This is a genomic window from Agaricicola taiwanensis (assembly GCF_014635245.1).
In the GTDB taxonomy this organism is placed as follows: domain Bacteria; phylum Pseudomonadota; class Alphaproteobacteria; order Rhizobiales; family Methylopilaceae; genus Agaricicola; species Agaricicola taiwanensis.
In genome coordinates, this window is the sequence record NZ_BMCP01000005.1 from 12,786 (window position 1) to 37,240 (window position 24,455).

The window sequence follows — 24,455 nt, forward strand, 5'->3', positions numbered from 1 at the left end:
CGATGTGTAAACAATATTCGAAGTAGTTTCCTAGGAAACTGTAATCGTTATAATTTTTGTTAACTATTATATACTTCCGATTTTTCCTGATGTATTGGAGCGCCGCAATGCCCTCGGATCATCCCCGCAGATTCTGGAAGAAGCGTTCCCATGAGAGTAGCCGTCGCCGGCCATGAGGCCAGTTCCCTGCCGTCTGGAGAAACCACGGATGACCTGACTTTCGCAGATGCCTGGCAAAAGGTCCAGGACCTCAGTGGGAGGCGGGGGCCTGGGGCCACGACGGGGGTGACGAATGGCAAATCCTGGGAGTCGCGTTCGGCTCGGGCCGATGAGGCGACGCAGGAGCTGCGGGTTCTGGTGAAGGAACTGCTGTCCGCTCCGTCCACTGTCGATCCCAGCGAGATCAGGCGCCGCATCAGGGAGCTCGCCGAAAAGGGCGCCGACCTCAATGCGGGCCTCGACGGCAAGGCGCCGGAGGAGGATACCGGACTGCTGCAGGCTGCGGCGCTGCTGGAGGACCCCGCCCTGTTCGAGGCGCTCCTGGAAACCGCGCCGGTGAAAGAGCGGCAGGCCCTGCTCAACAAGACATGGCGCGACGGCAATACCGTCATGCATGCGCTCGGCATCCGGGGCGACAAGGCGCTGTTCGACAAGGCCGTCGTCATGGGAGGTGACCCGAAGGTCGAGAACGCCAAGGGGGTCACACCCGAGCATCTTCTCGCCGAGCACAAGAAGCGCGGCCTGCCGCTGATCGCGGCGGTGAGCCTCGGCGGCAGCCTGACGCCGGCCGGCTGGGTGGTGCTGGCGGGCATCGGCGTCGCCTTACTGGTGGCGCACTTCATGGCGGCGAAGAACGCGAAGGGGACGTCGCCGGCCGTGAAGCCTTTCGAGGGAACCGTCGCAGACGATCAGCTTGGCGCCGCGCTGGTCATGGGCGACGAGGCGGCGGCGCTCGCCGCGCTCGAGGCCGGGGCCGATCCGGCGAAGGGCTACAGCGCCGACATCTCCTTCCTGCTGTTCGCCTCGGCCACCGGCCAGGACAAGGTGGCGCGGGCCATGGTGAAGCGGCTGGCGGCCAAGGGCCAGGCGGCGACCGTCCTCAACACGCCCGGCGTCAACGGCATGACGCCGGCGCTTGCCGCCGCCTTCGACGGCAACCGCGCGCTGGTGGAGCATTTCAAGGCGCAGGGCGCCGACCTCACGATCAAGGAGACCCTCTTCGGGCTGACCGCCGAGGAGGCCCTGGCCGAAGCCGGCGATACCCAGAAGCGCAGCACCGACGACGTGCCCTACCGGCCGGGACGGGGCCGGTTCCGCAACTGGATCCGGCGGGTCGTCGGCCGGCTGTCCAATCCGCCGACCCGGACACAGCCGCCCCCACCCGGCTATTCTCCCCCCGAGACGGGCAACGGCGGAGTTCCGTCGGGACAGTTGCAGGTTGTCGAGCCGGATCCCAATGGCGAGGTCCTGTGGGGCTGGGACGAAGATAACAGCGATGACCGGCTACGGCTGCGCAACCGCGCGCAGGCACTTACGAACCAACTCAATGACATCCTCGGCACCGATTACAGGATGACGGACAACTTCGACGATGGTGACATACTCCAGGTCACGATCGGCAACCGCATGATTGGGTCGCCTCCAACGGCCCGAGCCGTGCCTGGTGGAGGCGCACAGCCTGAATATATTCTGACCGTCTTGGCTGATCTGGTGAATATTGCACAAGGAACCAGCACATGGCGGGATAATATCCGCCAATTCCTGGCAGACCCCCGGTCGGGTGGCGCTATACGGAATTTAATGAGTAATACCAACAGTGACAGGTATAACAAAGGCGGAAATATAATATATAATCCCTACGTAGATAAAAATCTAAGTAAGAGTCACCGTCCTTTCATGATTTTGGCGCACGAAATCCACCATTTTCTCGCTGACGACCCTGATACTGATCGATTAGATTATGGCCTTCCCCGTGGCGAGTTCGACGGCCAGACCGGGCTAATCGACGGAGTGCCTGTCGTATGGCGCCAGCGGCCCGGGAGCACGGGCTGGTACATCCCACTGTTCGGCAACGACAGCACTATGGAAGTGCCCTATGTAGAAGCGCGGGCGACCGGCATCGGGCCCTTCGCGGACACCAACCTCTTTCCCGACACAGAGAATGCCTTGGCCGTCGCTTACGGTGCAACACCAAGGTCCACCTATTTCACTAATCCAGGCGAACTCTCAGAGCAGCCTAGCAGCCAGCACCCGAACGGCGTTTGGGGTGATGCCGACCGCCCTTGGAACCAGCCGGACTGGGTGCCGCCGCCGGTGAGGCCGACAGGGGTGACCAACCTGTCACACCGATCGGCGCCGCGCTCCACTTTGCCTCCCCCGGATATCGGCCGGCACCCCTTGGCCCAGGCGAAGGAGGAGGATTACCGCCGCCTCCTCAACATCATCGGCGTCACGCTGGAGGGCGAGGCCGGCCTCGACAGCTCGGAACGCACCCCTCTCACCGCGCCGCCGCTGAGCACGGCCTTCCGCGACCTCGTGACCTACAACCTGATCCATCAGGACGAGATCGAAGGTCTTGCGCGGGGGTCACTCGCTTATCTGGAGCTTGCCCGCGACAAGGCGCTCAACGACATCATCGAGTTCCTGCCGGAGAAGGGCCACGAGGGATCGGAGCCCCGGCGCGCGTTCCAGGACTATCTCGACAAGGAGGGGCGCAGCCACGCGGACGAGGTGGCGAAGGCGGCCTGGAGCGACTACCTCGCGTTCCTGGACACCATGGGGAAGCCGGCCTCGCCTGCCGCTTCCTCGATCGACGCGGGCTACAAGCTCGTGGAGAGTGAGGAGGACTATTACAATCTTCTGTCGGGCGATCCTGGCGTCGTTACCTATTTCAGCTCGGATGATGAGTTCTCCGGCATCATCCGCTTCCACCAGGAAAAGGACGGCAAGGTCTTCAACAAGGGCGTGATCGACAGGCAGGCGCATCCCGATCTCGCCGACCGCGCGAGGGATGAGCGCGACCTCATGGACAGGGTCAAGCGCGGCGAGTTCGACTTCGCCTCGCTGTTCGAGCTGCGCTTTGGTCGGGCAAGCGGCCAGCCGGAATGGTCACCGGCCGCTAAACGCGTGATGGACGACTGGCTCTCCGCGGCCAAGCCGTCCGAAGAGGAGCAGCGCAAGATCTGGAGCGATCTCACCCACTCGAACTATGCTACAATGAAGGAGATCCGTGACAGCGGAGTGACCAACAATCACGTCCTGATCCATCAGTTCATCATGGCCTTCTTCTATGACAAGGCGCATGTGCCGAACGAGCAGGAGTATGAGAACGCGCTGAATGCCCTGGCGGTCTATATCGCCACCTCCATGCAGAAGGAGCGCAGGCTGCCGGTGATCGAAGGCGAGGCCAGAGAGCACCTCAATACCGTCATCAGGTATTACCACCACAACCTCAAGCCGCGAGATGAAGATAAGGAGTTTGGCTTGCGGGCGCTACGCTACCATCTGGGCGATGACTACCTCTTTGAAGATATTCCGGGCATCGTCGGCGAGCGGGTGGAGAACGTCTTCGGCCCTGGCCTCGAAGGCGCCCTCGCCAGCAACGTGGTCGCGCGGTGGTTGTCCGACAAGGAGTCGGACTCCTATGCGGTGATGAAGGAACTGATCGTGGAGGAGCACAAGAAGTACACGGCCTTCTGCAACGTCTACTTCGGCGGACCCAATGACCCCAGGCTCGCCCCGCCACGTTGAACCCATGACCTGGGCCGGCAGTCAGGACTGCTGCCGCCGGCGCCTCGGGTGACGCGGCAAGCGCCGGCTGCTGTACTCCGACGTCGCTCCGAGGCGTGAGCCAAGGCTGGCGCGCGGTCACGACGCGGCACAGCCGGGTTCCCGGGTCAGTGAGCCTCAAAGCCCTCGTGGTAGGTGACTTCGCCTTTGGCGGGATCACCTGACAGAACCATCGACTGGAAATACTCGGGTGGAACCTCGCCGTAACGAAGGGCGTGATCGCTTGTGAAACCAAACCGGCGATAGTAGTTCGGATCGCCCAGAACGACGCAGCCGGCTGCGCCGCGATGTTTCAACAGCCTCAACCCCTCCTCAATCAACGCGGTCCCGATGCCGCCGCGCTGAAGGCTTGGCGAAACCGACACCGGCCCCAGGCCGAACCAGCCAAGATCCCGCCGTCGATCAGCACAGGTGAGAAGGCGACATGGCCGATGATCGTGCCATCCTGCTCGGCGACAAGCGAAATGGTCAACGCGCCAGCCTGCCTCAAGGCATCGACAATCGCTCCCTCGGTCTGGCTGCTGTGCTCGGCGCCACTGAAGGCAGCGTCGGTCAGCGACCGAATGAGGGATGTGTCTGCGGGCGTTTCGGAACGGATGATCATCGCGGGTCAGCGTGGCGCGGGTGCTTAGTCGAGCCGAAGCCGGCCGAGTTCGGAAGACATGCGGTCGGAGAAGGCCAGCATCGCCTTGGCCACGTCGGCAATCCGCTCGTCATTCATCGTATAGCTGAAATCGGCGACGGTCAGCACGAGCGCCAGTGATCCCGTCTGCGAGAAGATGGGGACGGCCACCTGCGTCAGGCCGCTTCGCCGGTTGCCCAGATCGAGAGCAAAACCGCGCGTGCGCGTCGCTTCCATGCGCTCGACGTATTCCTCGAAGGGCGGCCGGCGAAACCACTCGGTGTGTTCGTACTCCGCCTCGATCAGCTCAGGCGGGGCGCCCGAGAAGGCCGCCATGACCAGGCCGGAGGCACCGGAAAACCGCCGCGACCGGCGACCGACGCTGAAATAGCTGTCGACCCGGAACCCGCCGCCGACGAAATCCAGCAGCACCAGGTCATAGCTTTGCTCGACCTTGCCCAAGGCCACCGTCACGTCGAGCCGCTCCGCCAGCGAGAACATCTCGGGTCTGACCACATCAAGCAGGCCGCTGGTCCGCAGCACGCCATGCGCCAGTTCCAGAACCATGATCCCGATGCTGTAGGTGCGGTCACGCTCGTTGTAGGTGATGATGCTCTCGCGCTGCAGCGTTCTCAGGATATTGAACGCGGTGCCGCGATGCAGCTCGGCCTCGCGGGCGACTTCGCTCGCCCTCAGCGGGCGCTGTGCCCGATGCAGAGCCCGAAGCACCGCCACCCCGGCAATGATCGCCCCCACCGGCTTTCCCACGACGCGCTCCGCATCATTCTCGCGCTGGGCACTCTGCTCGGATCGATCGGGCTTGTTGTCCTGCCGTCTGGCCGTGATCTCGTGCTCAGTATTCAAGTTGCATCAACTCCCAATCGAAGCTCGCTTTTCAGAGGAGCTTCAGCCGTGATCGTAAGTGGTCTCATTCGCCATTGTCCATCTTCGGAAGGCAACCCCCAAGACCGGCGTCAAGACGCCAACGGGATCCCCGCCGTCAAGCCGCCATCCACCGCGATGGTCGCGCCGGTGATGAAGGAGGCCTCTTCGGAGCACAGGAAGGCGGTGGCCTTCACGATGTCGGCCGTCGTGCAGAGGCGGCCCAAAGGCGGGGCCGCCGACGGCGTGAAGCCTCCTTCGGCCTGGCCGCCTGCGAACTTCTCGGTGAGCGGTGTCCTGATTGTGCTCGGGGCGACGCAGTTCACGCGGAGCTGCCTGGGGGCGAGTTCGAGGGAGAAGGTCTGCGCAAGGAACTGAAGAGCGGTCTTGGAGGCCGCATAGGCGCCATTCCCCGCCTTCGGGCGGTGCCCCGATGACGAGGAAACCGCGACAACCGACCCGCCGCGTTCGGGAAAATACGGCAGTGCCGCCTGCACGCACCGCCAGAAGCCCCTGGCGTTCACATCGAACGTCAGATCGTAGTCGGCCTCCGTGATATCGGCCAGGCGGGCTGGAAGCAGCACGCCGGCCGTAAAGACCAGGGCATCAATCCCGCCATGACTGCCCGCGCCCTGGGCGAACGCCCGATCAAGGCTCTGCCGGTCCCGGACGTCGGCCGCCAGCGCGGCCAGACGGGCTCCCTTTTGGGAGAGGGCACTCTCGGCGTCTCTCACCCGTTCCGCGTTGACGTCGATGATGGTCGTGGCGGCTCCCTGCGACAGGAAGTGGCGGGCCGTCTCCAGGCCGATCCCCGAGGCGCCCCCGACCACAAACACGCTTTTGACGCTCATGTTCTTTCCCGCCTCTTATCAGCTTCTGTTGCGACGCCGCTAGCCTCGGACAGCTCCACGTCGAGGCCGCCGGTCTTTCCGGCCGTGAAGCGCCCTGTCATCCAGAGGCAGATTTGCTGCAATGCATGTGCCGCCAGACGAACCTCGGTTCCCATCCGGACGAAGCCGTGGATCGCTCCGTCATAGCGCGTCAGGGTGGTCGGGATGCCGGCGCTCATGAGCCGGTTCGCGTAGGCTTCGCCTTCGTCACGCAGAGGATCGAACTCGGCGGTGATCACAAGTGCGTCGGGCAAGCCGCCGAGATACTGTGCCCGCAGGGGGCACATTTCCGGATCGGTCTCGTCGGAGCTGTCTCCGACATAGTCACGCCAGAAACGGATCATGTCCTCGCTCGTCAGCGAATATCCTGATCCGTTCGCGATGTATGACGGTTTGAAGGGAAGCGGGGCGTCCGTGACAGGATAGATCAGGATCTGCCCCGCCAGCTTCGGCTCTCGCCGATCCCGTGCGCGCATGGTGAGCACCGTCGCGAGATTGCCGCCGGCGCTGTCGCCTCCCACGACGATCTTGCGCGGATCGGTCCCGATCTCACGCGCGTTGGCGACGACCCAGCGCAGAGCCGCCTCGCAATCGTTGAGAGCGCAAGGGAAGGGGTGCTCCGGCGCCAGGCGGTAGTCGACCGCGACTACGACGGACTGCGCGCCGGCACAGAGATCGCGGCAGACGTGATCGTGAGTGTCCAGTCCTCCCATGACGAAGCCTCCGCCGTGGAGGAACACGAGGCAGCCGCGAGGGGCCTCGTCCGGCCAATAGATGCGAACTGCGACCTCTCCGTCAGGGGAGGGCAGGCGCCGGTCTTCGACCCGGGCCACCGGCGTGCGACTGGCGGGAACCTGCGCCAGCATGCCCGCCCGCAACTCCGGGGTCGACAAGGTGTGGCGCGAGGATGATGATTTCGCAGCGAGAAGTGCGGCGATCTGTAGATCGAGTGGCATGCCGGGGGTCAACTCACGGGCTCGCGGACGCCCACGGACGCCTTGCGGAAGTCAAAGCCGCGATAGCCCTCCGCCACCACCTCCTCACAGATTTTGATGTAGGCGGGCAGACCTGCGACGTAGGGCATGAAAACGTGAGGTTTGCCTGGAATATTAGCGCCGACATACCAGGAGTTCGCCCTGGGGAAGAGCGTGCTGTTGGCGACGTCGTTGACGTGTTGAACCCACTTCTCCTCGGCATCGAGCCTCGGCTCGATGGTGGCAATGCCGCCGCGGTCGAGATGGGCCAGGCAGTCGGAGATCCATTCGACGTGCTGCTCGATGGCCGTGACCATGTTCGATTTCACCGACGGGCTGCCGGGGCCGGTGACGATGAACATGTTCGGGAAGCCGTGCACCATCAGGCCGAGATAGGTGGAGGGGCCGGCTGACCACTTGTCCCTGAGGTGCATGCCGCCGCGTCCCGTGATGGAGATCTCGTTGAGGGCGCCGGTCATGGCGTCGAAGCCGGTGGCGAAGGCGATCGCATCGACCTCATAGTCCGCCTCGGTGGTCCGCACGCCTTTTTCCGTGATCTCCTGAATGGGCGTACGGCGGGCGTCGACGAGCTTCACATTGGGCCGGCTGAAGGTCTCGTAATAGTTGGTGTCGACGCAAAGCCGCCGTGAGCCGATGGGATGATCGCGCGGCGTCAGGATCTCGGCGATCTCGGGGTCCTTCACCATCGACCGGATCTTCTCGCGAACGAAGGAGGCGAGGCTTTCGTTCGCCTCTTCGTTGCGCATCATGTCGTTGAAGGCGTTCATCATGCGGTTGCTGCCGCCCTTGGCCCAGAGCCTCTCGTAAATGCGCAGCCGCTCCTCGTGCGGCACATCGAGCGCCGACATCGTCGGTATGGGAACGCGCGACATGCCGGAGGATTGTTTGCGCGCGGCCTTGCGAAGTTCCGGATAGCGCGCCTTGTGCTCGCGGTCCTCTTCTTTGGGCATCGGGTGGTTGCCGGCCGGAACGCTGAAATTCGCCGTTCGCTGGAAGACGGTGACGAAGCCGGCCTGCGCGGCGATCTTGGGGAGCATCTGGATGCCCGTGGCGCCGGTGCCGATCAGCGCCACGCGCTTGCCGGTGAAGTCGACGCCCTCTCTGGGCCAGCGGGCCGAGTGGTGCCATTCGCCCCGGAAGCGCTCGAGGCCGCGAAAGTCGGGGACGCGCGGTGCCGAGAGATTGCCGCTCGCCATGATGCAGAAGCGCGCCTCGATCGAGGGGCCCGCATCGGTCGAGACGGTCCAGACCGCGCGCGCCTCGTCGAACGTCATGCCCGTTACCCGCGTCTCGAAGCGGATGTGCTGCCGCAGGTCGAAGCGGTCGGCGACGTGGTTCAGATAGGCGAGGATTTCAGGTTGCTCGGCGTAGCGGTGCGACCATGTCCACTCCTGCTGAAGATCGTTGGAGAAGGAATAGGAATAGTCGAGGCTCTCCACGTCGCAGCGCGCGCCCGGATAGCGGTTCCAGTGCCAGGTGCCGCCGACCCCGTCGGCCGCCTCGATGCAGCGCACCCGGAGACCCAGTTCGCGCATCCGGTAGATGGCATAGAGTCCTGCAAAGCCCGCGCCGACGATCAGGACGTCGACGCATTCGCGCGCATCTCCGTCGGACTCACATTGAACGGCTTGGGACATTTCTTCCCTCGTGAACAAGCAACAGCGACCCGGGTTGGCGGCAGCGAGCGTGACGGGATGTATCGAGCGCTGCGGTGAGGTCCGGATTTCGCGATGGCAGCCACAGTAGGAGAGAGGCAAATCGTTTGCAATAAGGAACTTCTGTCTTCTATCAAAAACGATATGGCACGGTCATTCTAGAAAGTGCATTATCATTCTCTATAGAAAACAAATGTTCTCTTGTGAAGGGTTCGGGTTTGTGTCTAAGCTGACCTCAAGGAGCGCAGCCAAGCCCCAGATACAAGCGGGCACCGCGATCCGGAGGATTTTCTAGGGAGTGAAGCGAGATGAAACGAACTGTTGGTCTCTTCCTGGGCCTGGGAGCGGCGCTTCTGTCGCTCGCCCCGGCCGCGCAGGGCAGCGAATTCCCCACGCGCCCCGTGACATTGATCGTGGGATATGCCCCTGGCGGCGGCACCGACCTCGTCGCCCGAAATGTCGCCGAGGTTCTGTCCCGCAAGTGGGGCCAGAAAGTCCTGGTCGAAAATCGCCCCGGGGCTACGGGTTCGATTGGTATCCGGGCCTTGAAGAACGCCGCGCCCGACGGCTACACGCTTGCGGTCTGGACCGATTCCGACGTCGGAAATTCCGCCGTTCAGGACAATCTCGGCTACGACCTTGTGGAGGATTTCGACCACATCAGCCAGCTCTCCGCGGGTTCCACGATCCTGGTGTCCAACCCCTCGGTGCCCATCAAGACGTTCGGCGATTACGTGGATTATGCCAAAAAGAACCCCGGCGAGCTGAATTTCGCCGTTGTCACCGGCGGGGGCATGCACTTGGACAGCTTGAGGATCAATGCCGCGGCGGGAGTGGAAACCGCCATCATCGGCTATCCCGGATCGGGTCCCGCTCTGACCGATGTCATCGCTGGCCATGCCGACGCGCTGCTGCTGCCCCTCGGGCCGGCTCTTCCCCATGTCAAAGGCGGGGCATTGCAGGCGCTCGCCATCGGAGGGACGAAACGCTGGCCGGGCTTGTCGGACGTCCAGACACTCTCGGAGACGGTTCCGGGGCTGGAAAGCACATTCTTCCACGGCCTGGTCGGTCCCAAAGGGCTGCCTGACGATCTGAAGGCGAGCATCAATGCGGCCGTCCAGGACGCGCTGGCAGACCCGAAGCTCGGCGCGCAGTTCGAAGCCCAGGGTTTCATCCCCTCGGGGAACTCGCCGGAAGAGTTCAAGGCGGTCATCGCGGAGAAGCTCGAGACCTCGCGCACGGCGGCCGTGAAAACAGGTCTGAAGAAGCAATAACCGGCAGCCCCACTTTCGCAGCGAACGTAACGGGCAACCCATGCCGAACGTGCTTGCATCCATGAAGAAGCCCCAGGATTTTTTCCTCGGGCTCATTTTTCTCGGGGTCGCCATCGTCATCGCGGTGTATTCGCGGCAGTACGATCTCGGCACCACGCGCCAGATGGGCCCGGGGTACCTGCCCCTCGTGATCGCCTTGCTGCTCGGAGGCTTTGGCATTCTCCTGGCGGCGCGCAGTTTCTTCGGCGATTGGGAGCCGGCCGAGCGTCTCGGAATATCCCAGGCCGTTCTGGTCCTCGGAGGGGCGGCCCTCTTCGGCCTGCTGGTGCGTCCAGCCGGTTTGATCGTCGCCGCCTTAGTGCTCATCATCGTGGCGGGGTTTGCCTACCGCCCACGTAAGAGACTGCCGCTCCTTGTCTTCGCCGTGCTGCTGACCGCGGGTTGCGTGATCGTGTTCCCCTGGTTGCTCGGTCAACAGATCCCGGTTCTGGGCAGCTGGTTTGTCAGGTAGATCATGGACCTCGTGAGCAACATAGCCATCGGGCTCGACTCTGCCCTGTCGTGGTCAAACCTTCTCTATGCGTTTATCGGATGCCTGCTCGGAACGTTGGTCGGCGTCCTTCCGGGACTTGGCCCGTCGGCTACCGTCGCCATGCTTTTGCCGGCGACCTATCAACTCGATCCGGCCGGCTCGCTCATCATGCTGGCCGGGATTTTCTACGGTGCGTCCTACGGCGGTTCGACCACCGCCATCCTGGTCAACCTGCCGGGTGAGGCCTCTTCCGTCGTAACCGCGATCGATGGATACCAGATGGCCCGAAAGGGCCGCGCCGGGCTCGCCTTGAGCTCGGCCGCATGCGCGTCGTTCTTCGCAGGATGCGTCGCAACGCTGGTGATCGCCATTTTCGCGCCCGTGCTCGGCCGGATGGCGCTCAAGTTCGGCGCACCTGAATACTTCGCCCTCATGGCGCTGGGCCTGATCGCGTCGGTCGCCCTGGCGCGCGGCTCGCTGGTCAAGGCGCTCGGGATGATCGTGCTGGGCGTGGCGTGCGGACTTGTCGGAGCAGACAGGGGAACAAGCGCCCTCCGGTTCACCTTTGGCATCCCGGAACTTGCCGATGGCTTGAATATCATTGCCGTTGCTATGGGGATGTTCGGCCTTGGCGAGATCATCTTCAATCTTCAAACCGAACCCGCGCAGCGCTCCGCCATGAAGACGCGGCTTCGGGATCTCTGGCCGCACATGAAGGATCTGCGTGCGATGGCGCCGGCCGTGGCCCGCGGAACGGCGATAGGCGGCGTGCTGGGTCTGTTGCCGGGTGGCGGCCCGATGTTGTCGGCCTTCTCGGCCTATGCGCTGGAAAAGCGGGTCTCGAAGAATGCGAGCGAATTTGGCCATGGCGCGCTCGGAGGGGTGGCCGCGCCGGAGGCTGCGAACAACGCGGGCGCCCAGATGTCGTTCATTCCTCTCCTGACCCTCGGCATCCCCTCGAATGTCACAATGGCCCTCATGGCCGGTGCGATGATGATGCAGGGCATCCAGCCCGGCCCCACGGTCATGCAGGAGCAGCCCGACCTGTTCTGGGGCCTTGTGGTTTCCATGTGGATCGGAAACCTGATGCTCGTGATGCTCAATCTTCCGATGGTGGGGCTATGGGTGAAGCTCCTGAGCATACCCTATAAATATCTTTATCTCGCCATCGCCGTGTTCTGCTGCATAGGCGTCTACTCACTCAACAACTCGCCGTTCGACGTCTATGTCATGGTCGTCTTCGGCTTTGTCGGTTATGTGCTGAAGAAACTGGGCGGCGAGCCGGCGCCGTTCATCATGGGGATGATCCTGGGGCCCATGCTGGAGGAGTTCCTCAGGCGGTCGATGCAGCTGTCACGCGGGGATCCCATGATCTTTCTGGAGCGCCCCATCAGCGCGGCGCTCCTCTTCATCGCGGCGGCAGCGATCATCATCGTCGCCCTTCCGACCGTGGCGAAGCGGAAAGACGCCGTGCTTGAGGAAGAGTGATGGCGGTGGCGCGGATTGTCAGTAAAGCAGTTTCAGCAGCGCAACAGCGTCTGTGACGTCCTTACCGAGGAGTAGAACACGATGGATCATGAAGAGAAGCTCGCACTCGGCGCAAAGGTCCGGGCCGAAGTCCTGGGGCAGAAGCACGTCAATGCTCCGGGAAGCGCTCCCTCGAAATTCCAGGAGGCGTTTCGCCAGTTCACGGTCGAATATTGCTGGGCCAATGTCTGGCTTCGTCCCGGACTGGAACGCAAGACGCGCAGCCTCATCAACCTCGCCATGCTCGCCGCGATGGCGCGCTGGCATGAGTTCGAGGTCCATACGCGCGGTGCGCTGAACAACGGCGTCACCGAGGAGGAGATCATCGAGGTCATCCTGCAGACGGGCGTCTACGCAGGCGTGCCGGTGGCGGCGGAGGCGATGCGGATCGCCGAGCGGACCATAAACGACTACCGCGCCCAGCCTGAGGCCAAGTGAGGTTGCGGGTTGCCGCCAACCATGCCTTTGTGCCCGTACTTTGACGCCATCAGCTGACCGACTTGGAGAAGATCATGAAGAACTATCAGCTCTTCATTGGCGGTGATTACGTCGACCCGGTCGGCGGCGAGTGGTTCGACACCATCGATCCCTACCGGGGCGAGGCATGGGCGAGGATCCCCAAGGCGACCCAAGGGGACGTCGATCGCGCGGTGGCCGCCGCCAACGAGGCGATGTGGAACGGCCCATGGTCGACCATGACGGCATCGGCACGCGGCAAGGCCATGCGCAGGCTTGGCGATCTCGTGGCGGAGAATGCTGAAAGACTGGCCGAGGTCGAGGTTCGGGACAACGGCAAGCTGATGGCGGAGATGCTCGCCCAGGTCCGCTATCATTCGGAATGGTGGTGGTATTTCGGCGGCCTTGTCGACAAGCTCGAAGGCGGCCTCGTTCCCATCGATAAGCCCGACATGTTCGCCTATACCACGCATGATCCGGTCGGCGTGGTCGCGGCTTTGACGGCCTGGAACTCGCCGCTTCTGTTCGTCGCCTGGAAATGTGCCGCCGCGCTCGCCGCCGGATGCGCCGTCATTGTGAAGCCCTCGGAGTTCGCCTCCGCCAGCACGCTTGAATTTGCAGCCCTCACCCGGGAAGCGGGCATCCCCGATGGCATGTTCAATGTCATAACAGGCTTCGGCGGAGAGACCGGCGCCGCGCTCGTCACCCATCCCGGTGTCGCCAAGATCACCTTTACCGGCTCGGATGCGACGGGCGCGCGGGTTTATGAAGCGGCCGCCGCCAGCCTGAAGCGGGTGTCCCTGGAGCTTGGCGGCAAATCGCCCAACATCATCTTCGAGGACGCCGACATCGACGCGGCCGTGTCCGGAGCGATCTCCGGCATATTCGCCGCCTCCGGCCAGACCTGCATCGCCGGCTCGCGGCTGCTCGTCCAGAACTCGGTCAAGGACGAGGTCGTGGCGCGCCTCATCGAGATCGGCCGCACCGCCAAGATCGGCGACCCCGTGCAGCCCGACACCAACATCGGACCCATCACCACGCCGGCGCAATACAGGAAGGTGCTCGATTACATCGAGATCGCCAATGCCGAAGGTGCCCGCTGCGTGCTGGGCGGCAAGCCCGCCTCCGGACAGGATGCCAGGGGAGGCCAGTTCGTCGAGCCGACGATCTTCGTGGACGTCAACAACGAGATGCGGATCGCGCGCGAGGAGGTTTTCGGCCCCGTGCTGTCAGTCATCGGGTTCGACACCGAGGAGGAAGCCGTGCGGATCGCCAACGATACGATCTACGGCCTCGCGGCAGGCGTCTGGACGCAGGATCTGCGGCGCGCGCTGCGGCTGCCGAAGCTGCTCCGCGTCGGCATGGTCTGGGTGAACACATACCGCGCCGTCAGCTACATGATGCCGTTCGGCGGCATGAAGCAGAGCGGGCTCGGCCGTGAAAGCGGCATCGCCGCGGTGTCTCAATTCCTCGAGACCAAGAGCGTCTGGATCTCGACGGCGAAAGGCGCCCCGGCCAATCCCTTCATCCTGCGCTGAGCGGGAGCCTTCATTATCCCGAAACCGAGCTGTCGTGGCGGAGGTCTCCGACCGCGCCGCGATGGCGCGCGCCTGCCTGTGGCCCGTCAAAGGTCCCAGTATTCCAAGGCTGCATACTAGTATCGGCATTCACGCTTTGCTCCAGTCCCTGAGCGCCGATAGCCTGCCCCGGCAACTATAAAAAATCGGGAGGGAACTATGTTTCGACGCTTGCGGCTGTTCGCTGGTCTTCTGGTGCTCGCTGCGCCGAGTGCTGCATTTGCGCAGGCCACGTCCTACCCCACGGAAACGGTCCGGATCATCACGCCGTTCGAACCCGGCGGCGGTACCGACATCATGTCTCGTGCCCTGGCGCAGAAGCTTGAAGGCCTCTGGAGCAAATCGGTCATTGTCGAGAACAAGGCCGGAGCCAACGGCAATCTGGGAACTGATGTCGTCGCGAAATCCAAGCCCGACGGCCACACCCTGCTGATGACGACCAACGCCACCATCGTCATCAACCCCCAGCTCTTCGGAGACCAGGTTAAATATGATCCGGTGAAGGATTTCGCGCCGGTCACGCTGATGTCGACGCTTCCCTTCGTATTCGTGGTGCCGGCCTCATCGCCTGCCAAGACGATGGAGGAATTCATCGAGCTGGCCAAGAAAAACCCCGGCACCCTCGACTGCGGATCGTCCGGAATGGGCGGCGGCGCACATCTCGCCCTGGAAATGCTCAAGTCGCGTGCGGGGCTCGATATCGCCCATATCCCCTACAAGGGAACCGGCTCGTCGATCACCGCTCTCATCGGCGGCCATATCGACTGCATGTTCGTCTCGATCCTCACCGTAACTCCATACATAAAGCAGGAACAGGCCCGCGCGCTGGCGGTCAGCAGCCTCAAGCGCAATCCGTCTCTTCCTGATACTCCCGCCGTCGCCGAGCTGCCGGGCCTGGACGGATTTGAATCCGATCTCTGGTACGGCTTGCTGGCCCCCGCGGGGACCGATCCGGCCATCGTCGAGAAGATCAATGCCGGTGCCAAGGCCATGCTCGACGATCCGGACATCCGTGGGCGTTTCGAGCCCACCGGCGCCCTCCTTATCGGCAACAGTCCTGAAGAGTTTTCGAAGCTTATCGAAAGCGACATCAAGAAATGGACCGAAGTCATCGAGCGCGCCAACATCAAGGCGCAACTCTAGCCTGATCTCTACCTGCCGATCCCGGATTTTGCCCGACAGCCGGGGCAGGGATCGGCAGAGGCCTGTGGCTCACCTCGTGCCCAATGGAGTCAACGTGAAACCTGAAACACCCCCGCGCCTCTGGCCCGGCGATATCTATCAGAGCCTCAAGAAGGTGGACGTCAGGCAGGTCGCCTATGTCCCCGATGCCGGGCACACGCAGTTGATAATCAATTGCCAGACGGATGCCGATATGACCGCCGTCTCCCTCACCACCGAGGAGGAAGGCGTCGCGCTTCTGGCCGGTGCATGGCTCGGCGGCCAGCGCGGCGTGCTGCTGATGCAATCATCCGGCGTCGGAAACTGCATCAACATGCTCAGCGTGCCGCTCCACTGCCGGATGCCGCTGTTGATGATCGTGACCATGCGGGGCGAGTGGGGCGAGTTCAACCCCTGGCAGCTGCCCATGGGCCAGAACACCGAACGCGTCCTCAGGGACATGGGTGTCTACATCCAGCGGGCGGACCATGCCGAGGAGGTGGGCTCCGTCACCTATGCGGCCGCCCAGCTCGCCTTCAGTTCAAATTGCGCCGTCGCGGTGCTGCTGAGCCAGCGGCTGCTCGGCTTCAAGGATTGGAGCAAGTGACCATGACCACCGAAACCAGAAAAGGCAGTCTCGACCGCCGTCATGTGATGGCGACGATCCAGGCAAAGCGCGGCGACGCGCTCATGGTGACGGGCCTTGGCTCCACCACCTATGACGCCGGCACGGCCGATCACCTGAACACCTTCTGCCTGTGGGGCGGCATGGGCGCCGCTGCCATGACGGGCCTCGGGCTGGCGCTGGCGCAGCCGGACCGCCGGGTGCTGGTCATGACGGGCGACGGCGAAATGCTGATGGGCATGGGCGCCTTTGCCACCATCGGCGCGCAGCAGCCGAAGAACCTCGCCATCGCCGTCATCGACAACGAGCACTACAGCGAGACCGGCATGCAGCCGACGCACACCCAGCGCGGCGTGTGCCTCGCGAGCGTTGCCAGGGGCTGCAGCTTTGCCGCCGCCGAAACGGTCTATTCGGAAGAGGAGCTCGATGCGGTGCTGCCGACGCTGTTCGGCGGTTCCGGTCCTGTCCTGGCCGTCATCAAGGTGAACACGCAGCGCTACCCCATGTCGATCCGGCTGCGTGACGGCGCGCGGCTCAAGGACCGCTTCCGGGAGAACCTGCTGGGGGCCGACGTTGCCTACGACTAGCGCGGCCGCGCCAGAAGACGCCGGCGGGAGACAGCCCCAGGAGCGGGACTGGAAGGTTGTCCTCGCCGGCGAATGCATGATCTCGCGGCCCCTCTCGACGTATGAGGAGCCGGAATTTCGCGGTGTGCTGGACCTCCTTCGCGCCTCGGACGTCACTTACGCGCATCTGGAGATGAACTTCGCCGACGCCGGTGATCTGGACTGGGCGGTAAGGGGCGACTGGACCGCCAGCTATATGATTGCGGAGGCGAGGCTCGCCGCCGAGTTGAAGCAGACGGGCATCGACCTGTTGTCGCTGGCCCATAACCACAGCTTCGACTTCGGAGCATCGGGCCTTCTGTCGACCATCCGGCACTGCCGCGAGGCGGGTTTCGCCTGCGCCGGAACCGGGCGTGATCTGGAGGAGGCGCGCGACCCCGCCTATCTGGAAACCCGCAAGGGCCGGGTCGCGCTGGTGTCGGTCAGTTCGGGAAACAAGGGCTATGAGTGGGCCGGCCATCCCAAGGCGGGCCTGCGCGGGCGACCCGGCGTCAATCCGCTTCGGGTGTCGATGACCTATGAGGTCGATGAAGAGACGACCGCTCATCTGCGGAATCTTGCAGAGCGGCTCGGCATCGGCAAAAGCCGGAAGGGCGCATCAGGTGCCGAAGAGGTTGCCCTGAACTTTCCGGCCGATCAGTCGACCCGCACATCGGCCGTCTTCGTGCAAGGCGATGGCTTCAGGGTGAACAGCCAGTGCCACGAGCGGGATCTTGAAGGAAACCTCCGCTCGGTCGATGAAGCCGCCAGCATGGCCGACCTCGTGATGGTCGCCCATCACTTCAACGTCTCGGAAGGGCCGCGGGGCGACGAGCCGCCCGCCTTCGCCCGGCAGTTCGCCAGGGCCGCCATCGACGCCGGCGCGCACATCTATGTCGGGCACGGCTGGCACAAGACGCTCGGCATCGAGATCTATCAGGGAAAGCCGATCTTCTATGGCATCGGCAATTTCATCGCCCAGTCGGAATTCGTGCGACGGGTGCCGTTCGACAGCTATGAAGCCTGGGACCATGACGTGGACCGGCTGCCGACGCTGACACCGGCCGCCTATCCGCTGCATCCGGGCCTGGACATGCCGCTGTGGTGGAATTCCGCAGTGATCTCTCTCGATTACGACGGCGGCAGGCTGAGGGAAATCCGGCTCCATCCGGTGAAGATGGGAAGGTTGCCGGACGGACGGATCACCCGCCGGACCGGCACGGGCGGACATGCCCTCACCGAAGGCCGGCCGTTTCTCGCCGACCCTGCCAACGCCGAAGCAGTGCTGACGCGGCTGCAGGCCCTGTCGGAGCCATTGGGGACACGGATCGATATCGAAGAGGGGATCGGCATCATCCGGCTCTAGCCGGTGGTTCGCCATGTTTGAACGAGGATCAGAATGACCCGGAGCCACGCCCACGACCTCATTGCCTTCGTGCATCAGATCTCGCTTGATGACCTGCCGCCCGCCGTCGTCGAACAGGCGAAAATCTGTCTCCTGGAGGCGCTGGGTTGCGGGGCATTCGGATCGAGCCAACCCTGGTCGCGGATGCTCGCCGAAGAGGTCCTGTCCGAGCAATCGCGTGGGGTTGGCACCATCATCGGCCGGGCGGAGAAGGTGTCGGCGCCCGGTGCCGCCCTGTGCAACGGCACGGCGATCCATGGCTATGAACTGGATGATCTCATCGCCTCATCCGTGGTCCATCCCGGCGCGGCGGTGATCCCGGCCGCGCTCGCGGCGGGAGAGGCGGTCAATGCCACCGGCGCGCGGCTCATCGAAGCCATCGTCGCGGGCTATGAGGTCATGCACCGGCTCGGGCTTGCCATCGGTCCCGAACCCTTCAAGCGCGGCTTCCATGTCACTAGCCTGACCGCGCCCGTTGCCTGCGCCGTCGCCGCCGGCATCGTCATGGACCTGCCGCTGGAAAAGCTTCTCTCCTCCATTGGCCTCTGCTGTTCCAGCGCGTCCGGCATCAAGAGCTTCGCTACCGGAAACGGCGGGGGCATGGTGAAGCGGCTGCACCTCGGCCGTGGCGCCGAGGCCGGCGTGCGCATGAGCCAATTGGCCGAACGAGGGTTCCTCGGCCCGCCCTTCGCGATCGACAGCCGGTTCGGCCTTCTGGAGGTTTTCGGCGGAAGCGGCGCCATGCCGGAAAAACTCGACAGCGGTCTTGGAGGGGACTGGGCGATCAGCCAGACATGGTTCAAGGTCTTCCCGGTGTGCGGCTGGATCCAGTCGGCCATCCAGCTCCTGCTCGAGTTCCGGGGCGAGACGCCGCTCGCGGCCTCAGAGATCGCCAAGGTCCGCATCGGGGTCAGCGAATATGCGGTGCGGAACAACAGCGAAGCCGCGCCCATCGACACCATGGGCGCGCAATACAGCATCCCCTATTGCGCCGCCGTCGCCCTCACGGGAAATCCGCGCGATCCGGAAATGTTCGCGCCCTCCGCGGTGAACCGGGCCTCGACCCGGGAACTGGCAGCCCGCGTCGAGGTCGTGGTCGATCCCAGGATCGAGGCGGTCTATCCGGCCCAGTACGGCGCGAGCGCCTCTCTCACCCTCACCGACGGCAAGACCTTCGAGGGGATCGTCCTGGATTGCCACGGCACGCCGGCCGATCCCTGCACCCAGGAGGAAAGCCGAGCCAAGTTCAAGCTGCTTACGCGCGGCCGCATTTCAGAGGCGCAGGCCGATGCCCTCACGGAATATGTGCGTGACGCCGCGGATCTCTCCTCTGTCCGTCTCCTGACCGGAACGCTGTCCCCTGCGAGGTCCCATGACCCTTCCTTTGCATAAGCACACCAAGCGCCCGATTGATCTCGGATACGGCGGCGAGCATCACTATTTCTCGGTGCCCGCCCTGGAAGAAGCCGGCATCGGCAAGGTGTCGCGACTGCCGATCTCGCTCCGCATCGTGCTGGAATCGGTGCTGAGGAACTGCGACGGCAAACGGATCCTGCCCGAGCACGTTGAGCAGCTCGCCAATTGGAAGCCGAACGCCGAACGCCATGACGAGATCCCCTTCACCATCGGGCGCATCGTTCTCAACTGTGCCGCCGGCATTCCGCTCCTCGGTGATCTGACCGCCATCAGGGGCGCCGTGATGCGCATGGGGTATCCCGCCGAAACGGTGGGGCCGAAAGTGCCTGTCGACATGGCCTTGGATCACACGCTGACGGTCGATTATCACGGCAGGCCCGACGCGCTGCGGCTCAACACCGAGCTCGACATCCAGCGCAACGAGGAGCGGTATCGCTTCGTCAAATGGGCGATGCAGGCCTATGGCGGCATCCGCCTGTTTCCGCCGGGGGCGGGCATTCTGCATCAGCTCAACCTGGAACTGCTGGCGCCCGGCTTCCTGACCAAGGATGGCATCTGCTATCCCGACACGCTTGTCGGAACGGACTCGCACACCTGCATGATCGCCGGTCTCGGCGTCGTCGGATGGGGCGTGGGCGGCATCGAGGCCGAGGCCGCCATGCTCGGCCAGCCGGTCTTCTTCCTCACCCCCGATGTGGTTGGAGTGCATGTCTCCAACGCGCTGAAGCCGGGTGTCACCGCCACCGATCTTGTCCTTCACGTCACCGAGATGCTGCGCAAGGCTAAGGTTGTCGGCAAATTCGTGGAGTTCTTCGGCGAAGGCGTCGCCAGCCTCAGCCTTCCCGATCGTGCGACCATCGCCAATATGGCCGTCGAATATGGGGCGACCATCGGCTATTTCCCGGTCGACGAGCAAACCTGCCGCTATCTGCGCCAGACGGGCCGGCCGGAAGAAAAGGTCAGGGCGGTTGAGACGCTCTATCGCGCGCAGGGCTGCTTTGGCGCGGCGCGGCGCGGCGAGGTCGACTACAGCCAGGAGCTGGAACTGGACCTGGCGGAGGTGGTGCCGAGCCTTGCCGGCCCGAAACGCCCACAGGACCGTGTCCCGCTCGACGAGCTCAAGACGCGCTTCACCGAGGTGCTGCATGCGCCGGCCAGCGGCGGCGGCTATGGCAAGCAGGCGCCCGAGCCGCAGAGTACGCCAATCGCCGGTGGCCACAGTCCCCGTGATGGCGACGTGGTGATCGCGGCCATCACCTCCTGCACCAACACCTCTAACCCCGGTGTCATGCTGGCCGCCGGGCTCGTCGCCAAAAAGGCGGTGGCGCTGGGCTTGCGGACCAAGCCCTGGGTCAAGACATCGCTCACGCCGGGATCGATGGTCGTCAGCCGTTACCTTGAGGCGGCCGGCCTGCAGGCGCCGCTCGATGCTCTCGGCTTCGTCGTCGCCGGCTACAGCTGCGCCACCTGCGTCGGCGCCTCCGGGCCGATCGATGCCGAACTTGAGAAGGCGATCATGGACCGTGATGTGGTGGCCTGCGCCGTGCTGTCCGGCAACCGCAACTTCGAGGCACGCATCCACCCCGCCGTCCGCGCCTCCTTCCTGGCGAGCCCGCCGCTGGTGGTGGCCTTCGCACTGACCGGGCGCATCGGCGTCGATCTCACCACGGAACCGATCGGCACCGGCTCAGACGGCAGTCCTGTTTATCTCCGGGACATCTGGCCTTCCCAGGAGGAACTGGCCGAGGCTTACGAGATCGCCGCCAATCCGGAGTTCTATCGCGAGACCTATGCGGAAGACATCGCCGCCCGCGACCCGAACTGGGCGAAGATCCCGCAGGCCTCAGGCTCGCTCTACCCCTGGGAGGATCAGTCCACCTATCTCAAGGAGCCGCCCTTCCTGGCGGCAGGGCTGTCGGAATCCTCGCTCCAGCCGATCCATGGCGCGCGTGTGCTGGCCATGCTGGGGGATTCGGTGACGACCGATCACATCAGTCCGATCGGCGGCATCAAGAACAGCTCGCCGGCGGGAATCTATCTGGCCAATCTCCAGGTCGCGCCCGTGGATTTCAACAATTACGGCGCGCGGCGGATGAACCACGAAGTCATGGTCCGGGGAGCCTTCGGCAACCTGCGCCTGCGCAACCTCATGGTTCCGGATGTGGAGGGCGGCGTCACCGTGCATCAGCCGAGCGGCGAGCGGATGAGCATCTACGACGCGTCGGTGCGATACCAGGAGGATGACGTTCCGCTTATCGTGATCGCGGGCCAGGAATACGGCACCGGAAGCGCGCGCGACTGGGCCGCGAAGGCGACTCGGCTCCTCGGTGTGCGTGCCGTGGTGGCGAGCAGCTTCGAGCGCATCCACCGCAGCAATCTGGTCGGCATGGGCGTGTTGCCGTGCCAGCTCCCCGCCAATGTGAAAGCCGCCGATCTTGGTCTCGATGGTTCGGAGACCTTTGACATCGTCGGGGTGGACGATGACGCCAGACCGCGGCATCCGCTGACGCTCCTGATCCACCGGTCCGACGGCAGCACGACCGAGGTTCCACTGGTGCTGCGGCTGGATACACCGGCGGAACTGGACTATGTGCGCAGCGGCGGCATCATGCCCTATCTGCTGTCGGAACTGATCAGCAGTTCGTCTGCCGCCGCGCATGCCTGAACGGGGCGGGTGATCAGCCCGCCGGGGGCGGCAGCAGCTTCGGCTTCTTTGCCGTGGTCCGCTTGCGCGCCGGTTTCTTTGCCGTTTCCCCGGCAGCCGCTTCCGCCGCCTCCGGAGGAGCTTCGGCCGTAGGCTGGTCGCCCTGCTTCGCGATGCCATTGCCGCCGTTCAGCTGTTTCACATAGAGCGGCGGCGCCTTTCCGGCCTTGTCCTCACCCATGTAAAGCGTGACGTGAGGGAAGGGGATCTCGATGCCCCGCCGGTCGAAGACCTCCTTGATGATCTCGTTATAGGCGCGGCCTGCTGCCCAGTGGCCGCCGGCCACGGTCTTTATGCGGGCGCGCACCATGATCGCGCTGTCGCCGAATTCGGTGATGCCCTGCATGTCGAGCGGCGCGATGATCTTCTCCTTGTGCTCGGTTTCCATCAGCAGGTCGAACGCCTCCTGCATGGCTTCTTTCACCTCAGTGATGTTCTCGCGATAGGCGACGCCAATCTCCGCCACATGGAAGGCGAAGCCCTTCACCATGTTGGAAACAGTATCCACGGAGGAGAACGGGATGAGGTGCAGCGTGCCCGACAGGTCGCGCAGCGAGACCGAGCGGATGGTGAGCTTCTCCACCACGCCGCCGGTGCTGCCGATGTTCACCACATCCCCCTCATTCATGATGTTCTCGAGCTGAATGAAGACGCCTGTGATGATGTCCTGCACCAGCTTCTGCGCGCCGAAGCCGACGGCGAGGCCGACCACGCCGGCACCCGCCAGCAGGGGCGCGATGTTCACCCCGATCTGCGCCAGCGTCAGCATGATCACCATGACGACAAGCACGACGGTGAAGGCGTTGCGGAAGAGAGCGAGCAGCGTCTTCTCGCGCGCGGTCGGCACCGAACCGAAATTGGGGTTCAGCCGGTAGTCGATCCAGGACTGGATCGCGAGATAGATGATGAAACCGATGAGCAGGACGAAGGCGGCCGAGACCAGCGAACCGATGACGAGCTGACCTCTGGCGCTGCCCGCCCAGTCGAGGAAGTCGATCAGGCCCCAGGCTTGCGCCACGGCGATGACGATGCCGATCAGCACCACCGTGCGCACCACCTGCATGACACGCGGCACGAAGGCCTGGAGCCGTGGCTCCAGCGCTGGAAGCCGCTCGCGGAGGTCCTCCGGCAGGCGCATGCCCACGTTCACGAAGCGCGAGATGAAGGCGATGATCAGGCTGCCGATGACGACGGCGATGAGCGACTTGATGGTTGCCGCCAGCATGAAGGGCAGCGCATCGCGCGGGTTGACCAGCCACACGATCAGGATCGCGATGAGATAGAGGATGGCGATGATGTGCCAGACGCCAGCGAGTGCGGAGAAGGCGCGCGAGAGGGCGTCATGCCGGCCGGCGGTGGCGCGGGCGGCGAGCTTTTTCTTCACCTTGTCTCGGTTCTGCAGCACGATGATGATGCCGATCACCACTGCTGTCAGCATGACGATGACGCGCACTGCCTGCGCCGCGGCCGGCGAGACATTGGCGGCCACCACCGGCGCCACGAACATGAAGGTGTAGCCCAGGAGCGAGACGACCCGCGCCGCCCAGAAGTACCAGTAGGCCGCCGTGGTGTCGCCAAGGCCGATGAAGCGGAAGGCGGGGAAACTCGGCTGCAGCACCGTGCGCATGCCCACCTTGATGATCTCCACCATGAGGAAGGCATTGAGCAGCAGCGTCTGGTTGATGCCCATGCGGCCGGTAGAGCCGCCGACGACCTGCAGTGCGATGAGATAGCCGGCGCCCCAGGCCACCGCCACCAGCACGAGATCGATGGCCGTGGCGAGAGCCGCGAAGGTGGCCCGCATGACCCAGTGCCGACCCTCGACGTGTTGCGCAAGCCGCCGCTGGATCCAATGGCCGAGGAGGCGGGCGACGAAGAAAGCGGCGAAAAGCCCAACGCCCACCAGAACAACGGCGATGGCGGCATCGCGCACGCCGGCAAAATCGATGCTGGCGCCTCCCGTGAAGGCCGCGGCGATCCCTGCGATGCCGGTGAGAAGCTCCTGGCCGGCGGAGGCCAGCTGCTCGGCCATGGCCTGGGTCTGTTCGGCAATCTGCCGGGCGAGGGTGGGTTCGGCTTCCTGCGCGGCGGCGGCCGGTGCTTCGGCCGCCTGCGCCTTCAGCCGCGACAGCAGCGCATTGCGCGCTTCCTCATTCTCCAGGATGCGGATCAGCTCATCAACGCTGGCCTGTGGGGCTTGCTCGGCCTGGCCTTCGGCGGGAGCCGGCGCGGCGTCCTGTGCAGCGGCGGAGAGCGGCGCGATGGCGAGAAGGGTGGCGAACAGCAGGATAAAACGCATGAGACCGTGAGATTTGCATGTGATCGGGATGACCCCACAAG

19 protein-coding genes are annotated in these 24,455 nt (G+C 64.1%); 12 read left to right on the plus strand and 7 right to left on the minus strand.

Translation table 11 applies throughout. The features are described from left to right. Window positions 1–150: 150 nt before the first annotated feature. Window positions 151–3,750 carry an ankyrin repeat domain-containing protein gene (locus IEV58_RS15425; protein WP_188410713.1) on the plus strand — a complete coding sequence of 1,200 codons (3,600 nt, stop codon included), beginning with the start codon at window positions 151–153 and terminating at the stop codon, window positions 3,748–3,750. A gap of 146 nt (window positions 3,751–3,896) precedes the next feature. Here IEV58_RS15425 and IEV58_RS18385 read toward each other — a convergent pair whose 3' ends face one another. The 6 genes from IEV58_RS18385 to IEV58_RS15450 form a co-directional block, all read right to left on the minus strand. Further along, window positions 3,897–4,163 (minus strand): GNAT family N-acetyltransferase, encoded by a 267-nt coding sequence (locus tag IEV58_RS18385; protein WP_371873629.1) that lies wholly within the window; start codon window positions 4,161–4,163, stop codon window positions 3,897–3,899. Continuing rightward, a complete protein-coding gene (locus IEV58_RS18390; RefSeq protein ID WP_308791260.1) occupies window positions 4,106–4,393 on the minus strand; it encodes a GNAT family N-acetyltransferase in 288 nt (95 codons plus the stop codon). Before IEV58_RS18390 ends, IEV58_RS18385 begins: the two co-directional genes overlap by 58 nt. A 24-nt stretch (window positions 4,394–4,417) precedes the next feature. Beyond that, window positions 4,418–5,275, minus strand: a complete 858-nt coding sequence (locus IEV58_RS15435; RefSeq protein ID WP_188410714.1) for an IclR family transcriptional regulator — start codon at window positions 5,273–5,275, stop codon at window positions 4,418–4,420. Between the two features lie 110 nt (window positions 5,276–5,385). After that, window positions 5,386–6,144: an SDR family NAD(P)-dependent oxidoreductase gene (locus tag IEV58_RS15440; protein WP_188410715.1), complete on the minus strand. Its 759-nt coding sequence runs from the start codon at window positions 6,142–6,144 to the stop codon at window positions 5,386–5,388. After that, on the minus strand, window positions 6,141–7,139 hold the full coding sequence (lipP1, locus tag IEV58_RS15445; protein WP_188410716.1) for a LipP1 family hormone-sensitive lipase: 999 nt from the start codon (window positions 7,137–7,139) through the stop codon (window positions 6,141–6,143). Before lipP1 ends, IEV58_RS15440 begins: the two co-directional genes overlap by 4 nt. An 8-nt stretch (window positions 7,140–7,147) precedes the next feature. Beyond that, window positions 7,148–8,815, minus strand: a complete 1,668-nt coding sequence (locus tag IEV58_RS15450; RefSeq protein ID WP_188410717.1) for a flavin-containing monooxygenase — start codon at window positions 8,813–8,815, stop codon at window positions 7,148–7,150. Between the two features lie 326 nt (window positions 8,816–9,141). Between IEV58_RS15450 and IEV58_RS15455 the strand changes: the two genes are divergently transcribed. From IEV58_RS15455 to acnA, 11 genes are all read left to right on the plus strand, one after another. After that, window positions 9,142–10,107: a Bug family tripartite tricarboxylate transporter substrate binding protein gene (locus IEV58_RS15455; RefSeq protein ID WP_188410718.1), complete on the plus strand. Its 966-nt coding sequence runs from the start codon at window positions 9,142–9,144 to the stop codon at window positions 10,105–10,107. A 40-nt stretch (window positions 10,108–10,147) separates the two neighbouring features. After that, window positions 10,148–10,618 carry a tripartite tricarboxylate transporter TctB family protein gene (locus IEV58_RS15460; protein WP_188410719.1) on the plus strand — a complete coding sequence of 157 codons (471 nt, stop codon included), beginning with the start codon at window positions 10,148–10,150 and terminating at the stop codon, window positions 10,616–10,618. Between the two features lie 3 nt (window positions 10,619–10,621). Next, complete coding sequence (locus IEV58_RS15465; RefSeq protein ID WP_188410720.1) at window positions 10,622–12,127, plus strand: tripartite tricarboxylate transporter permease; 1,506 nt, start codon at window positions 10,622–10,624, stop codon at window positions 12,125–12,127. 81 nt (window positions 12,128–12,208) lie between these two features. Further along, window positions 12,209–12,604: a carboxymuconolactone decarboxylase family protein gene (locus IEV58_RS15470; RefSeq protein ID WP_188410721.1), complete on the plus strand. Its 396-nt coding sequence runs from the start codon at window positions 12,209–12,211 to the stop codon at window positions 12,602–12,604. Between the two features lie 74 nt (window positions 12,605–12,678). Then, on the plus strand, window positions 12,679–14,160 hold the full coding sequence (locus IEV58_RS15475) for an aldehyde dehydrogenase (RefSeq protein WP_188410722.1): 1,482 nt from the start codon (window positions 12,679–12,681) through the stop codon (window positions 14,158–14,160). 198 nt (window positions 14,161–14,358) lie between these two features. After that, complete coding sequence (locus IEV58_RS15480) at window positions 14,359–15,342, plus strand: Bug family tripartite tricarboxylate transporter substrate binding protein (protein ID WP_188410723.1); 984 nt, start codon at window positions 14,359–14,361, stop codon at window positions 15,340–15,342. A gap of 94 nt (window positions 15,343–15,436) precedes the next feature. After that, window positions 15,437–15,967: a thiamine pyrophosphate-binding protein gene (locus tag IEV58_RS15485; RefSeq protein ID WP_188410724.1), complete on the plus strand. Its 531-nt coding sequence runs from the start codon at window positions 15,437–15,439 to the stop codon at window positions 15,965–15,967. Window positions 15,968–15,969: 2 nt separating this feature from the next. Continuing rightward, entirely contained in the window at window positions 15,970–16,572 is a 603-nt protein-coding gene (locus tag IEV58_RS15490; protein ID WP_188410725.1) for a thiamine pyrophosphate-dependent enzyme, read from the plus strand. Continuing rightward, window positions 16,559–17,956, plus strand: coding sequence for a CapA family protein (locus tag IEV58_RS15495; protein ID WP_229729515.1), 1,398 nt, complete (start codon window positions 16,559–16,561; stop codon window positions 17,954–17,956). The genes IEV58_RS15490 and IEV58_RS15495 overlap by 14 nt, the downstream gene beginning before the upstream one ends. 33 nt (window positions 17,957–17,989) lie before the next feature. Beyond that, a complete protein-coding gene (locus IEV58_RS15500; protein ID WP_188410727.1) occupies window positions 17,990–19,387 on the plus strand; it encodes an MmgE/PrpD family protein in 1,398 nt (465 codons plus the stop codon). After that, window positions 19,368–22,076 (plus strand): aconitate hydratase AcnA, encoded by a 2,709-nt coding sequence (acnA, locus tag IEV58_RS15505; protein WP_188410728.1) that lies wholly within the window; start codon window positions 19,368–19,370, stop codon window positions 22,074–22,076. The genes IEV58_RS15500 and acnA overlap by 20 nt, the downstream gene beginning before the upstream one ends. A 13-nt stretch (window positions 22,077–22,089) precedes the next feature. Here acnA and IEV58_RS15510 read toward each other — a convergent pair whose 3' ends face one another. Further along, on the minus strand, window positions 22,090–24,414 hold the full coding sequence (locus tag IEV58_RS15510) for a mechanosensitive ion channel domain-containing protein (RefSeq protein WP_188410729.1): 2,325 nt from the start codon (window positions 24,412–24,414) through the stop codon (window positions 22,090–22,092). Window positions 24,415–24,455 lie beyond the last annotated feature (41 nt).